Here is a 13,941-nt window from a genome sequence, read left to right as displayed (position 1 = left end):
CACAGTGCCGTAAATGGCATGGGATAAAAAGGCTGTTGCTGGAGACGGAATAACGGCGACGATGGCGGCAAAGGTGGCAATGGCGGCCATGGCGGTGAGATGGCAAAGGCAAACCATGGAGAGCCGCGGCGGAAGCGACGTTGAAGGCAGAAGGGGTCGGAAGACGGGGCGGAGCCTGGGGCGGACCTGATCTGACCAATCTGACCGGATCTGACCTGACCAAAAATCAGGAAGTGACGCTAGCCTTTTATATTGAGACCGCCATCTATTTTGACCGATGAGGGATGGGATGGCAGGGCGGATCATGCCACCATTCACCTCGGGGTGAGGAGGGAGAATTGAGCGCAGTCAGGCCTGGAGAAGGAGCTTTCTCGCGCAAGTCCCGGGAGGGGCAGGGTCGCGGCGGTCCATCGACCAGCCCCTCTTTTGGAGGCGGATCCGGTCCATCTCAGGAGGCGATGACCTTCGATTTTGGCGTGAGGAGCCGGAGCCGCTCCCCCCGATATTCTCGATATTCACCGAGAGATGTCTCCGAGATCCGGCAGGGCCCGGACCATCCGCCAACCGTCGGACGCTACGCCGTCGGGGGCCGCCCGCCGAAGCTCACCGACGGAATCACCCTGGCGGAGCGGGTCCACGCCGCCCTGGTGGAGCTCTCCGACGGCTCGGCGACCTTCACCGGCTGCGACGAGGCCGGAAGGCCCCTCGTCGGCCACGGCCACGCCTTCATCCTCCCCGAGTCGGTCGAGGCCCTGGGGCGGGGCAAGGAAGGCGAGGTGACTCACGTCACCGTCTACGCCCCCGGGGGCTTCGGCTCTCGCGAAAGGGCCGCCCTGGAGGCCCTCCGGGAAGTCCGGGGCGATGGGATCGTCGCCGACCTCACCCTCCTCGCCCTCGGCCACCCCGGCGACTTCGGCGGGTTCGATCCGGCCGGAGGCGGATCCCCCCTCCTCGCCGAGTCGCGGATCTGGACCTCCCGGACCCCCTTTGTCCCCACCAGATACCCCAAGGCGACCCGGGCGGGGGCGCCGAAGCTCGACCCCTCGGGTTTACAGATCGGAAGCCCCGAGCACGAGCTCTTGCGGCTCCTGGGCCTCGCCGGGTTTCCCGAGCCGGTGACCGTCGAGGCGGTCTCCTTCACCGAGATCGCCGGGGAGAGGGTCGGCTGGTCGAGCTTCCGGCGGGCGCGAAACAGGGGGGACGGGAGGAGGGCGGGGTCTGCAGGATACGGCTTCCGGATCGAGTTTCCCGCGCCCGTCCAGGGGCCGGTGGCGGTGGGGTACGGGGCGCATTTTGGGATGGGGGGGTTTGTGGTTGAAGATCGATCCAAATAGCATGTTTGGCCGATAAGTAATCCATCATAATCGTCCGCTAGATAAATATAGTAGAATGAGAATATGCAAGATTGTGAGTTCCATGGCTGCGATTGGGCCGTGGCCCCATTGAAACTCTCGATTTCGTCCAATGATCGTCCATTATTGTTTTTTTTAAATGATGGACGATAATTAATTTATATATCCCATTAGAATTTAAGTATCATGGAAAGGTATTTATCTTTATACTTTAGAAACCTGATTATACGATATAGGAGGTAGATCAATAATCAGTATTCGTTAATTATCGAGGCAGAGAACTTCGAGTTCTAGAGGAGTATTGGTAATAATGTACAATCGATTGCGGAAAAGAGAGAGGAGGTCTTGTAATAACCAACTTAGAGCATGGCCTAGTGTACGTTTTGATAGGTCTCGTGCATGTATATCTGGGCCTAAGGTATATATACGGATGGTATTTAACCTAATCAAAGCTATTTGTCATGTTTTCATATTTTTTTTGTTTTTATTTATAATCAATTTTATTTTGACATCTTACAGGAGGTCTGATAATGATCGAACTTGAAGCGAAATTTCGTGTTGTTACGCCACTTTTCATGTCCGGGTCGGATAAATCTCAAGCTGAACTTCGGGTTCCAAGCATCAAAGGGGTATTGAGATTCTGGTGGCGAGCATTGGCCTTGGGGCGGCTTGGTTCTGTTAGCAGGGTAAGAGATGAAGAATCGCATATCTTTGGAAGTGCTGGACGTGACGTTGGACAGGCCAAGGTGCATTTAAGTCTGAAGCTGGACGAAAATATCGGCCAATACAAGGACCCCATCCTGAAGTATGCAAATGGCGAACCGGTAGGCCCTGGTGCTCGCTATCTTGGTTATGGTGTTGTAGAAGCAGTTCCCAGCCGGAAAAGGAATACTAAAGAGGGACAAATCCTCCGGTCTTGCCTGAAGTATCCATTTGATGGGACACTAAATCTTCTCTTCAGGAATGGCACAATCGACGACGATGTCGAGAACGTAACATCTGCACTGATCGCCATGGGCCTTTTCGGAGGCCTTGGATCAAGATCCCGCAAAGGATACGGGTCCTTCAATCTGTTAGAGCTTAAACTCGGAGATGAAATCCTCTTCAGAATGCCTAACGATGTTGAGGATCTGAAGCTGAAAATTGGATCGTTCTTCAGGGACTACAACATTAAAGCTTACTCCGGTCTACCTCCCTATACTGCATACAGTGATCTGACCAGAGTAGACATAGTTGAAAAGGGATCTGATCCCCTTAGGCTTCTCAACACGGTAGGAGAGGCAATGCAGTTGTATAGAAGCTGGGGAAGAAACGGCAAAGTAAACGATCAGAATTCCGAGAGAAACTTCAAGGATGATCACGACCTGGCAGCAGACGCCATTAAAACGAGAGTGAGCACCCATCCGCGCCGTGTCGTCTTTGGCCTTCCCCACAATTACTACTTCTCCAGCTATCAAGAAAAAGTTGATGTGAAGCCAGCTAGACTAGAGAGGCGTGGCAGTCCTTTATTCATCCATATTCAGGAGTTGAATAATGGGCAGTATGCAGCTGTTCCGGCGATCTTTCCCTCAGAGTTTCTTCCTCCTGGAGAGAGGATTCGCGTCGGCAGCTCCGTTGTTCCTCAAAGCGTTGATTACAGCGTTCTTCACGAATTCCTAGATGGAAAAAACGGATATGGAAAACCAAGATTTCCAGATGCAGTGAAAGTTATTTAGTTCTGGAACATACGCAGAATTTGGCGTGATTCGATGAGCGATAAAATATTCTTCAGCCTGGGACCCGTCCAAGGGTTTGTGGCCCAAGCCAGGCGAACTCGCGACCTTTGGAGCGGGTCATTCTTGCTGTCGTATCTCTCGGGATGTGCCATCAGCGAGGTTATGGACAAAGGTGGGCAGATCACTATTCCAGATGTCACAGACGATCCTCTCCTGGCCTGGATCCGAAGATCTAGGGAAGGTAATGCTCCCATCATCGGCTCTATACCTAATCGTTTCGAGGCGATCGTTGAGGATGATCCGAAGAGCGTTGCCAGCTCTGCGGCAAAGATGGTGCAGAACCGATGGATGGAGATCGCCGAAGCCGTTTGGGACGAGTATGTAGTAGATGTTGCTGAAAACGGCTATGGAACCGAAATGATCTGGGACCGTCAGGTTAAGAATTTCTGGGAGATAAACTGGGTTGCAGCTCCAGATATTTCGTCAATGAACTCCAGAAAGAACTGGAGAATAATTGGGCATCTCGAAGAAGAGCCTGGTGATCACTGCACTATGATGGGTGACTGGCAGGAGCTATCCGGTTTTGTCCGTTCGAAGCAGAGTAGGATCCAGAACAAATTCTGGGAGAGTCTGTCTTTTCAAAGAATAAACGGCAAACGAAAACTCGGCAAGCTCGACATCAGAGAAGGTGAAAGGCTCTGTGCATTAGCCCTTATTAAACGGTTATTCCCGGTCTCAACGATGGCCAAAGATTGGGGCGTAGAAACAAGGAACTGGCCTTCAACGCCATATGTGGCAGCTATTCCATGGTTAAAATCCGTAATTGATGCAGCTTCCGAAGACGCCTATGATTATGCAGGCCATATTCTAAACGCTGCGTCGGGTGCCGAGAGAAAGGGGATTTCCAGGCAGATCGGATCTTTTTGCGATAGGCATAATAGGTTTCTGGATCTGGACGGCAATTTCTACTTCGAAAACGCGCTAATCGACTGTAAGCGAACCCCTTTTGATGATACACCGGAATTTCTGAAAAATTGCGCGGAAGAACCTGATGAGGACAAGAAAACACGAAAGGAACTCAAAATCCAGCTGAGAGCACTGTCTGAGAAAGCTAAGTTTAGACCTACCCCTTTCTATGCTATGCTTCTGATGGACGGAGACAACATGGGGAAGTTGATGGGCGACTACAAAGATAAAGAAGACCTGATCACTAAGGCCCTTTCAGCTTTTACAAAAGACGTTCGCGACATCGTGAAAACTAGAGAAGGAGTCACCATCTATGCAGGAGGTGACGACGTTCTAGCAATGCTTCCCATGCCTGAAGCTCTAAAATGTGCTAAAGAGCTATCGGAAAGTTATGAGAAACGCTTCGAAGATGTTATCCCCGAAGTCAAAGCGACGATATCAGCAGGACTGGTATTCTCGCATTACCACATCCCTCTGAGCACAGTGATGAGAGAGGCTCATTATATCTTAGATGATGTGGCCAAGGACAAGAACGGCCGGGGTAGCATTGCAGTCAGCGTATTGAAGAATAGCGGCAAATACTGCCAGTGGACGGTGACCTGGGATCGATTAACCGATGAAGAAAGCAGGGATCGCATCGATGATCTGGTCTTTAAGGTCAGGGAAGGACCTCATAAGAAATTCTCCAAGTCCTTCTTTTATGGCATGAGAGATGATCTGGCCATACTATCAGGAGATCAATCTCTGAAGCCAGGCAATTATGCGAATCTCATCGAGGGTCTCGACCCGCTGCCATTGTTGACTGCGGAATACATGAAGTCTAGGGATAGAAAAGTAAGCAGAGAAGACGCGGAGAAACAGGTGGGATCTCTTCTTGAGCTGAGCTACAAGTCCCACAATAAGAGTGGAGTTAACAAAACAGTTCTTAGCACCGATGCAGCGATGCTGATCAAATTCCTCTCACAGACCGCTGAAGGAGGGAGCGAATGACTTTCAAAGCATATAAGCTGACTCCGGTCGGGAGTTGGTTTTTCCGAGATGGAAGGCCTTACAACCAGGGGGAGTCTACACTAGCTGATATCAAGAGCTTATTCCCGCCATTTGCGGTGACGGCGGTCGGGGCCATAAGGGCTTCGTTTGCCAGAGACCTTGCCAGAGACCAGGGATGGAATGGCAAAGGGGACTGGCCATCTGAGATCAAAGCAAAGCTGGGCAATGGTCAAAAATTGGCTCCACTGAGCTTTAGGGGACCGTATCTGCTCAGGGAAAAGGAAGGCAGGTCAGATTTTCTAGTTCCAGCTCCCCTCCATCTCCTGGGAAAAGAATCCGAATCCGATGAAAGCAAATGGGAAGAGTTGTGCCTTCTGAGGCCGGGCGAAGAGGTGGATTGCGATATTGGAGATGGGGTCCGGCTGCCTTCTTCAAAAGACGCCCAGGGCAAGAAATCCCTATTTGGCTCTTATCTCACTTTGAAAGACTTAGAAGTCGTCTTAACCGGAGGCGATTTGAGCAAAATATCTCCGATCAAAGCTAAAGATCTCTGGGATTTTGAGTTTCTCGTCGGCATAGCAAGGGACTTTAAGAACAGGACCGCCCTGGAGGGGCTTCTTTACTCCATCTCTAGGGTGCGATTGATGCAGGGCGTAAGTCTTGCGGTAGAGGTCGACGGTATTGAAGCAGGATTGGACCTTGAATCGACTTTGCCTTTCGGTGGCGAGGGAGGGTTAGCCTATGCCGATATGATGGACGGCACAATAAAAATCCCGGATGCTGCTGAGCTAATACCCTCTTCTGACGGCAATATCCGGTTTACATTAACCCATCTCACCCCTGCCCACTTCAAATGCACCTGGCCAGGCCCGGGAGAAGAGGTTCCTGGGATCACAGGCTCCAGGGTTGTATCAGCCTGTCTGGAGCGACCGGTTTGGATCGGTGGGTGGGATTCGGTTAACAGAGAGCCCCTGCCTCTAAAGCCGTTCTTGCCTGGGGGTTCTACCTGGTTTTGTGAAGCTGACGGCGACCGCGCCGAAGAGATCAGAAAAATAGGTGGAAAAAAAATCGGCGAGTACTGCGAGTTCGGATTTGGGGAGATAGCTATCGGTTCCTGGAATGATGAACAATAGAAAGGTGATCATATGAGGAGCATAATCATAGGAATGTTGGCAGAGACGCCGGTCCATCCCGGCGCCGGCCGCTCGACGGGCTTTGTGGACCTGCCCGTGGCGCGTGAATCGATTACCGAGTATCCCGTGATTGTAGGCTCAAGCCTAAAAGGAGCCTTGAAGGATCGGGCCAGGGATAAGTGGCCGGGGAAAAGATCTGAGAATGGAGAGGAAGCGGCTCAGAGCGAGGAGGTAGAAAGGGCGTTCGGGAAGCAAGATGGTGCCGGGGATCTTATCGTCTCGGATGCACGGCTTCTTCTGCTTCCTGTTCGCAGTCTGACTGGGCATTATAAATGGGCTACATGTCCCAATATTCTTGAGAGGCTGAGTCGAGATATTCACCGTTCCGGATTTGAGAAAAAACTCAAAATCCCAAAGACGGATAAAAAGCCGGAGAATGGAACCGTACTGGGAGAGGGATCTGGTAAAATTTTCCTGGAAGAGAGAGAGTTCAAGATAGTTGAAACGGCTGATAAATCTGTCATCGAGGCAATTGATCAGCTGATGCCAAATCGAGCCTCAGCAGAAAGGCTGGCTAGACAGCTGATTGTACTAAGCGACGACGACTTCAAGTGGTTTGCTAGCTACGGGCTACCTATCAGTGCTCGCAACGTTTTGGATGAGAATACAAAGACCAGCAAGAACCTTTGGTATGAAGAGACATTGGCCCAAGATTCACTATTCTACAACCTATTAATGGAGCGAGGTAACGGCTCGATCGATCTGGTCAAGATACTGGTGGATGAACGCCCTTACCTTCAGGTGGGTGGAAACGAGACAGTAGGGCAGGGATGGTTCGCCTTAAGGCTTGTGGGGGAATAGATGATGGCTGAAAAGACCCTGGGCCAGAAGCGCGCCGCTCATGCCTTGGATGGCATAACTAAATTGGCAGAGAAGAAGGATTACGGGAACTTCGGAAGCTATGTTCAGCGACTTCCTGCAACCATCGTCATGAACGGACTTGGACAGGCTATGGCGGGAGAGCTGGCTGCGGCCAGGCTTGCCAAGGGCGATAGGATGAGCGCCGATGAGAGAGCCCACAAAACCCTCTTTGATTGTGTAGAGAGCTGGCTTTTTGAGTGCGAAGCTTATTCAGGAGATGGGGGTCTGATGGCGGCGATCGTCAATAGCAGCCAAGAAAATTATGTCCGAGCCCAGGCGGAGGCTCTCGCCTATCTCGATTGGCTCAAGAAGTTCAGCCAGGCGTATTTGGGGGATGGTAAAGATGGTTCGTCCGATTTATAGGACTGAGACGAATATCACCCGAAGACCAGGGGAGAGCAACGCAGGGCTGTGGTACGACAAGTTCTGCGACCAGTGGTCGGATAAATGGGACGGCCTGGGCGACAAGGGCAAGACGAGCTGGATCGAGGGCGTCACCAAGAAGCCCGTGGGAGATCCCCGTCTGATTAATGAGATTGTGGAGCGCCGATTGAATCTGATCGCCAGCAGCAGAGGCTTTGCCCTGCATCTCAAGACAGAGGGGCCGTTTGTCACGGGTCTAGGAAGAAATCATCCTGTAGAGAATGGGTTCGCTTGGCACCAGACCCTAGGAACCCCTTACTTGCCGGGCTCATCCGTTAAGGGTGTCGTCCGGTCCTGGGCTAAGATCTGGGAGGAAGAGAACGATGAGACGATTAATCGGATATTTGGTCCCAGGGACTCCAATACCTCTTCGGTGGGCTCGGTCATCTTTCTTGATGCCATCCCAATTAGTCAGGTGCAATTGAAGGCCGACGTCATGACCCCTCATTACGGCCCCTACTATCAGGGAGATGAGCCTCCTGCTGACTGGCAAAGTCCCGTACCCGTTCCGTTTTTGGTCGTTGAAGCAGGACAGGATTTCCTCTTCGGCGTAATGCCAAGAAGACCTGAAGATCAGAGAGATGGGGATGACTGCAAGAAGGCCGCAGAGTGGCTCAGAGTTGCCCTGAATAAAATCGGCGGAGGAGCCAAGACAGCGGTCGGATACGGCAGGTTTGAGGCGTTTGTTCCAAGATCGCCTGCTATGGATTGGCTGGATAAGGAGATTGACCGGCTAGCAAGAGAGCAGAATAAAGATCCGTCCAAGGTCCTCACAGAGATGCCCTTGAAGGTAGCCGAGAGCTGGAACTCGATAGAAGACTCAGAACTCAAGGAGAAGATTCTGGCGGATATCAAGGCCAGATACGGCAAACTCTGGGATCGTCCGACGGGCGGACTGAAGAAAGCGAAGAAGATCTACGAGGCACAGCTGCATTAGTGCAGCGAGATCGCATAGTGACCTAATTGAAGCGGGAGGTTCTTGAATGGGCGTGTGGCATATCAGCGGGCTTGGAATCAGTCCAGGGGCTTTAACCGTACCCACGTCCAGTATATATCTGCTCTTGAAGGCAGCCGAAGAAGGCGAGGCCAAAGCTTGCGAGTTCTTTGAGACCTCAGGGGAGTGGAGACAAAAAGAGGGAATCCTTCGAGGTTTTCCTGAAGGAATCGTCATCTTCACTTCCAGAGAGGTAGTGGAAAAGAAATTTTCTCGAAGGAGCGATCTTAAGGACCGCTGGTTCAAAAATACTGGTAAGGAAATATCGGTTCCTAGAGTCGCCTGCAAATTTATTAGAGATATTCATAGAGAGCTTTTCGACCAATATGATCTTCCTAAAATCTACTATCTAGCAGTGGATTATCAAGATTTCAAGAAAGCTCTTCCAGTCATATACCACACAGTTAATGCCTTAGGTACGAAGGGCGGAAAGGAACTTTGGGCTAATATGGTTGGAGGCACAAACCAGATCAACGCATCCATTTTGACGGCAGGCTCTCTATCAGGGGCAATTTCGAGATATTACTACTACTTTGAACAAGACATTGATCTTCTCCATCCCGACCTTGAAAAGCCGAAGGGGAGACTCCCTAAAGGCCAAATCGACCTGTTACTATCTAAATGGTTCCAGCTCCCGATATTTGATTTTGGCTGGGGTGAGGTGTCCAATACAATCAACAGTCTAATGGAGCAATACAACAACGCATTGCCATTAGAAGTCCTCAAAGAAGAGCTTGAAAAGACGGGCATGAAAAGCCAATATCTCGCAAAGCTGACAGGTAGCAGGCTTATTGTGATCGAAAATAATCTTGTTAGGCCCGGAGCAGACTTGAACCACTTAAGGAGTTTGCTTTCAGGTGATTCCAATTCGCCGAACAATCTGAGTTCATGGAAGAAATGGGCTGCTGAGAAGGGCATACTCTGGCAACAAGAGATGGATCAAAATTGCACTCTCAAAAAGGTGTTTCCTTGAACTTCGTCATCTATCCCATCGGCGTCTCCGGCCCCATCACCTCCGCCGAGCCGCTGCCACCCCTGCCGAAGATCCCCCGCGGGTCCCTCGTCGTCGTCGAGGGGAAAGCGCCGATCTGGCGGTACGGCATGGCGCTCCACCTCCTCCACGGCTCGCCCGCGGCGGCGATCGCCTTCTACGACCCCCGGCTCGGGGCGGTGGTGGTGGCAACCCACAGCCGGGAGTGGGCGGTGGGAGACGTGGTAGACATTACCCTGGAGGGTAATCCAGATCAAGGAAGCTCGGAAAAGGCGGGACGAGTATGAACTGGATAGAGATCGTATCATTGATGGCGAGTTTTGCCTCGCTGACCGCGTTTTCGTTATTTCTGTACTTCAGCCTCACATTGCGCAGGCAGAAGAAGGAGCTGGCCCGGACGATAGTCTCCCTTGGGGGGAAAGGAGGTTGGGCTATCAAAACGGCCCCTGGCCATAGCTATCGGCATCGGTAAGGATCTGGAGGCCTCAGTCGGCAACTATCTGAAGGATCAAGATTGGGATGTGCAGCTCATCAGCTGGAAGAGTGGAGATACCTGGCTGGAGCCCAAGGACTATCCCGAGGTTATGGTGAAGATAAACGGGTTGAAAGATCTGGCCATGAAGAGCGGTGTCACAGAGGTTCTCCTCTTCTATGCAGGGCCGATCGATCTTGCGATTTATATAGGCACGAGGCTACAGAACTGGGTTCCGGTGAAGGTCTTCAATTTTGAAAAAGGAACTTACAGGCATAGCCTAACCCTTGAGAAAGAATCCGCCGGGATGGGTTCCCTCACCGAGCAGCTCGTTAAAAAACTATAACCTTTTCCCTTTTCAGACTTTTTTCCGGTTGCTGAATCCCCGGAGACAGAGCACTCCGGGGCGATGTCTCGATGGGGCCACGACTTTTCAGCCATGGATACCAAACCTGGTATCCATTTGGGATGGATAGGCTCCAATTCGTTTCAATGGGGCCACGACTTTTCAGCCATGGATACTAGTGCTCACTGCGTCATATTTCGGCATCCTATATCAAGTTTCAATGGGGCCACGACTTTTCAGCCATGGATAGGTCATTATGATGATATCATTGTTGTGGCGCCTTTATCGTTTCAATGGGGCCACGACTTTTCAGCCATGGATAGGCATCTGCCCGGCAAGGTTGAAGACATCGCCCTTGTGTTTCAATGGGGCCACGACTTTTCAGCCATGGATAGCTTCTCTCCTTGTTTACCTTCTTTTCAATACGTGCGGTTTCAATGGGGCCACGACTTTTCAGCCATGGATAGTTAAGTATCTGCGTTGAGGGTTGCGCCTGATGGCCGCCCGTTTCAATGGGGCCACGACTTTTCAGCCATGGATAGCTCACAGACGCACAGGTTATTCAGTTTGTGTTGGACTTCCTGTTTCAATGGGGCCACGACTTTTCAGCCATGGATAGGAAGAATATTGGCAAAAGATATGGGTTCCAAAGGTAAACGTTTCAATGGGGCCACGACTTTTCAGCCATGGATAGCGCCACCAACTTTATCCTGCGCGCTCACGGGGCACGCTACTATGTTTCAATGGGGCCACGACTTTTCAGCCATGGATAGGCGATCTTGAAAAAGCGATGCTGGATAAGATAGTCGGGTTGGCGTTTCAATGGGGCCACGACTTTTCAGCCATGGATAGGAATATGCTGACGGCCTCCTTAGGGAAGCCCGAAACAGTTTCAATGGGGCCACGACTTTTCAGCCATGGATAGTGAAGGTCTCGTCAGCGCGGGCTTGCTCAAGATTAGAGATGTTTCAATGGGGCCACGACTTTTCAGCCATGGATAGAAGAACTTAAAACAGGAGGGGCTGACGTCTGATGACGTTTCAATGGGGCCACGACTTTTCAGCCATGGATAGGATAGTGGTCATGCTGGACGATGTTCAGGATGATAAGTTTCAATGGGGCCACGACTTTTCAGCCATGGATAGTTCCGGTTTGGTTCTAAGCAATCAAAATATCCACTCTGTTTCAATGGGGCCACGACTTTTCAGCCATGGATAGAGGATGTTCTAGAAGAAGCTAAAGCCATTATTTTCGTTTCAATGGGGCCACGACTTTTCAGCCATGGATAGGCCGTCCCTCCCCGGGGCCCTCCCTCGCAGGTCTGGGTGATCGTGTTTCAATGGGGCCACGACTTTTCAGCCATGGATAGTCCGTCGAGATGATCATCCTCCGGCCGGCGTCGACCGGTTTCAATGGGGCCACGACTTTTCAGCCATGGATAGCGAGGACAGCTATGATCATCTATAGTCTTGCTGTTTTGAGTTTCAATGGGGCCACGACTTTTCAGCCATGGATAGGCCGAAATGTTCAGCAAGATAGATCTCCATGTGTTAGGGAGTTTCAATGGGGCCACGACTTTTCAGCCATGGATAGGTTGATCGTACGAGAGAGATTGAGGAGCGAAATAATGGTTTCAATGGGGCCACGACTTTTCAGCCATGGATAGGAGAAGCGTTGTATAACCAACGCGGGCACGGTTTTGTAAGTTTCAATGGGGCCACGACTTTTCAGCCATGGATAGCCGGAACGATTCCGGCAATCCATAGGAGGATGACGCTATGGTTTCAATGGGGCCACGACTTTTCAGCCATGGATAGGCCCGTCTTGGTCGCGGCAGAGGAATTTGTTGCGGCGTTTCAATGGGGCCACGACTTTTCAGCCATGGATAGCAACTTCCCAGATAAGGTAGATGAATACCGTGCCGAGATCGCAGTTTCAATGGGGCCACGACTTTTCAGCCATGGATAGGGCCGCGAAACCCGGCGACCTCGCCAACCTGGACGCCCCCATGTTTCAATGGGGCCACGACTTTTCAGCCATGGATAGGACCGATTCAGCGGGTTTGGGCCGAGCCGCCCTCTCGGTTTCAATGGGGCCACGACTTTTCAGCCATGGATAGTGAACTATAACGCATCTTTTGAATTTTCAGTAGATGTTTCAATGGGGCCACGACTTTTCAGCCATGGATAGGCTCAGCGGTACCCCCCAGTTGTTCACCGTTGACAAGTTTCAATGGGGCCACGCACTTTTCAGCCATGGATAGAGTCAGCAATGAAGGGGGCTTCGATCTACCTCTTCTATCGTTTCAATGGGGCCACGACTTTTCAGCCATGGATAGCTGGGGAAGACATCGATGGACATCTTGCAACCGGAACGGAGGTGTTTCAATGGGGCCACGACTTTTCAGCCATGGATAGATAAGGTCTGGGGCCGGAAGGTCATCAGGAGGCTATGGCTGTTTCAATGGGGCCACGACTTTTCAGCCATGGATAGTACCCCCTAATCGTGGTAGAGAAGTTAGGGAAAATGAGTTTCAATGGGGCCACGACTTTTCAGCCATGGATAGGCAACAATGTTGATCATAGTAGGCGGAATCGTCTATAGTTTCAATGGGGCCACGACTTTTCAGCCATGGATAGTTCTTTCTCTGAAATTTTTTCGATTTCTTCAAATAATGTTTCAATGGGGCCACGACTTTTCAGCCATGGATAGTTAACGATATACCCTTCGACAAAGATCTTGTCAGCGCAAAGTTTCAATGGGGCCACGACTTTTCAGCCATGGATAGCCGTTGGCACCGATGCCGTTTCGCTGAATTGGAGCTGTTTCAATGGGGCCACGACTTTTCAGCCATGGATAGAAGAAAACCAATCGCCGAATTCCAAACCCGCTTAAAAGTTTCAATGGGGCCACGACTTTTCAGCCATGGATAGAAGAAAAGCACTACTCTAGGGGAGCCTGGTTACGGTTGTTTCAATGGGGCCACGACTTTTCAGCCATGGATAGGCCGGCCGTTTTTCGGCCTTTACTGCTATCGAAAAAAAGGCGATTTTCGAGAGGTTCATCAACTCCATAGAAAACATTCAGAATGTTGACCCTGGAATGAAGGCATTTTCGCTATGCAGGGGCTTTTCGAGCGGGTCCCAGGGTTTTGGACACCACTCTACCTCTCGCAAAGCCTCTGCTTATAAAGGGACCTCTTCGGTCCCTCCTGGCGTCCCACTGGATGGACGGCCCTGATGTTACAGGGGGCTTATTGTCCAGAGCTTCTGCTCTCACAGATATTGCTCAAGGTTTAAATCGATTGCGGTTTGGTCTCGTCAGATCGCCGATTTTAGCATCATACGATGATCGCATTCTCCTTCTCTTTGGGGCTGTGCACCCCCAGAAACTCTATCCTATCCTCCGCCATCCCCTCCACCGGGCCGAGATCGATGATCATCACCCTGTCCTCGTCATGCTTTATGAGACCCGTCAGCGCTGCTATCATCTCCACCCGGCCCTTGGGGGTGAGATCGCAGCGGAAGACGGAGTAGTGGACAGGATCACCAAAGCCCTTCATCATCTTGTGAACCTTTTGAAGCCGTCTCGGCTCCATTATGTCGTAGCTCACCACATAGCAGTTTCGTCCTCTCACC

General features: G+C 51.2%; 12 protein-coding genes and 2 CRISPR repeat arrays. Of the genes, 11 read left to right on the top strand and 1 reads right to left on the bottom strand.

Annotated elements, in window-relative coordinates:
* The first annotated feature begins 13 nt into the window (after positions 1–13).
* The 11 genes from MHAR_RS13745 (at position 14) to MHAR_RS08695 (ending at position 10,303) form a co-directional block, all read left to right on the top strand.
* Complete coding sequence (locus MHAR_RS13745; protein ID WP_187287805.1) at positions 14–190, top strand: hypothetical protein; 177 nt, start codon at positions 14–16, stop codon at positions 188–190.
* 268 nt (positions 191–458) lie between these two features.
* Positions 459–1,334: a type I-G CRISPR-associated protein Csb2 gene (gene csb2, locus MHAR_RS08740; RefSeq protein ID WP_048144558.1), complete on the top strand. Its 876-nt coding sequence runs from the start codon at positions 459–461 to the stop codon at positions 1,332–1,334.
* 548 nt (positions 1,335–1,882) lie between these two features.
* Positions 1,883–3,067: a type III-B CRISPR module RAMP protein Cmr1 gene (cmr1, locus tag MHAR_RS08735; RefSeq protein ID WP_014587252.1), complete on the top strand. Its 1,185-nt coding sequence runs from the start codon at positions 1,883–1,885 to the stop codon at positions 3,065–3,067.
* 33 nt (positions 3,068–3,100) lie between these two features.
* Positions 3,101–5,023, top strand: a complete 1,923-nt coding sequence (cas10, locus tag MHAR_RS08730; RefSeq protein WP_048144557.1) for a type III-B CRISPR-associated protein Cas10/Cmr2 — start codon at positions 3,101–3,103, stop codon at positions 5,021–5,023.
* A complete protein-coding gene (locus MHAR_RS08725) occupies positions 5,020–6,156 on the top strand; it encodes a type III-B CRISPR module-associated protein Cmr3 (protein ID WP_014587250.1) in 1,137 nt (378 codons plus the stop codon). The genes cas10 and MHAR_RS08725 overlap by 4 nt, the downstream gene beginning before the upstream one ends.
* A gap of 12 nt (positions 6,157–6,168) precedes the next feature.
* On the top strand, positions 6,169–7,017 hold the full coding sequence (cmr4, locus tag MHAR_RS08720; protein WP_014587249.1) for a type III-B CRISPR module RAMP protein Cmr4: 849 nt from the start codon (positions 6,169–6,171) through the stop codon (positions 7,015–7,017).
* The gene (gene cmr5, locus MHAR_RS08715) at positions 7,018–7,440 is read left to right on the top strand and encodes a type III-B CRISPR module-associated protein Cmr5 (protein WP_228369535.1); all 423 of its coding nucleotides are present in this window, start codon (positions 7,018–7,020) and stop codon (positions 7,438–7,440) included. It abuts the gene before it with no gap.
* Positions 7,412–8,437: a type III-B CRISPR module RAMP protein Cmr6 gene (gene cmr6, locus MHAR_RS08710; RefSeq protein WP_228369534.1), complete on the top strand. Its 1,026-nt coding sequence runs from the start codon at positions 7,412–7,414 to the stop codon at positions 8,435–8,437. The genes cmr5 and cmr6 overlap by 29 nt, the downstream gene beginning before the upstream one ends.
* Before the next feature lie 46 nt (positions 8,438–8,483).
* Complete coding sequence (locus MHAR_RS08705) at positions 8,484–9,467, top strand: hypothetical protein (protein ID WP_014587246.1); 984 nt, start codon at positions 8,484–8,486, stop codon at positions 9,465–9,467.
* Positions 9,464–9,772 (top strand): CRISPR-associated ring nuclease Crn3/Csx3, encoded by a 309-nt coding sequence (gene crn3 / locus MHAR_RS08700; RefSeq protein WP_014587245.1) that lies wholly within the window; start codon positions 9,464–9,466, stop codon positions 9,770–9,772. The genes MHAR_RS08705 and crn3 overlap by 4 nt, the downstream gene beginning before the upstream one ends.
* 123 nt (positions 9,773–9,895) lie before the next feature.
* Entirely contained in the window at positions 9,896–10,303 is a 408-nt protein-coding gene (locus MHAR_RS08695; RefSeq protein WP_014587244.1) for an SAVED domain-containing protein, read from the top strand.
* A gap of 65 nt (positions 10,304–10,368) precedes the next feature.
* Positions 10,369–12,493: a CRISPR direct-repeat array (repeat unit 36 nt; unit sequence GTTTCAATGGGGCCACGACTTTTCAGCCATGGATAG).
* 111 nt (positions 12,494–12,604) lie between these two features.
* A CRISPR array of direct repeats spans positions 12,605–13,309; the repeat unit is 36 nt; unit sequence GTTTCAATGGGGCCACGACTTTTCAGCCATGGATAG.
* Positions 13,310–13,643: 334 nt separating this feature from the next.
* Here the strand turns inward: MHAR_RS08695 and cas2 are convergent.
* Positions 13,644–13,940 (bottom strand): CRISPR-associated endonuclease Cas2, encoded by a 297-nt coding sequence (gene cas2 / locus MHAR_RS08690; RefSeq protein WP_014587243.1) that lies wholly within the window; start codon positions 13,938–13,940, stop codon positions 13,644–13,646.
* Between the last annotated feature and the right edge of the window lies 1 nt (position 13,941).

This window comes from Methanothrix harundinacea 6Ac, assembly GCF_000235565.1.
Classification (GTDB): domain Archaea; phylum Halobacteriota; class Methanosarcinia; order Methanotrichales; family Methanotrichaceae; genus Methanocrinis; species Methanocrinis harundinaceus.
Note: the sequence above shows the minus strand (reverse complement) of the source record. Positions and strands in the feature narration are given on the sequence as shown.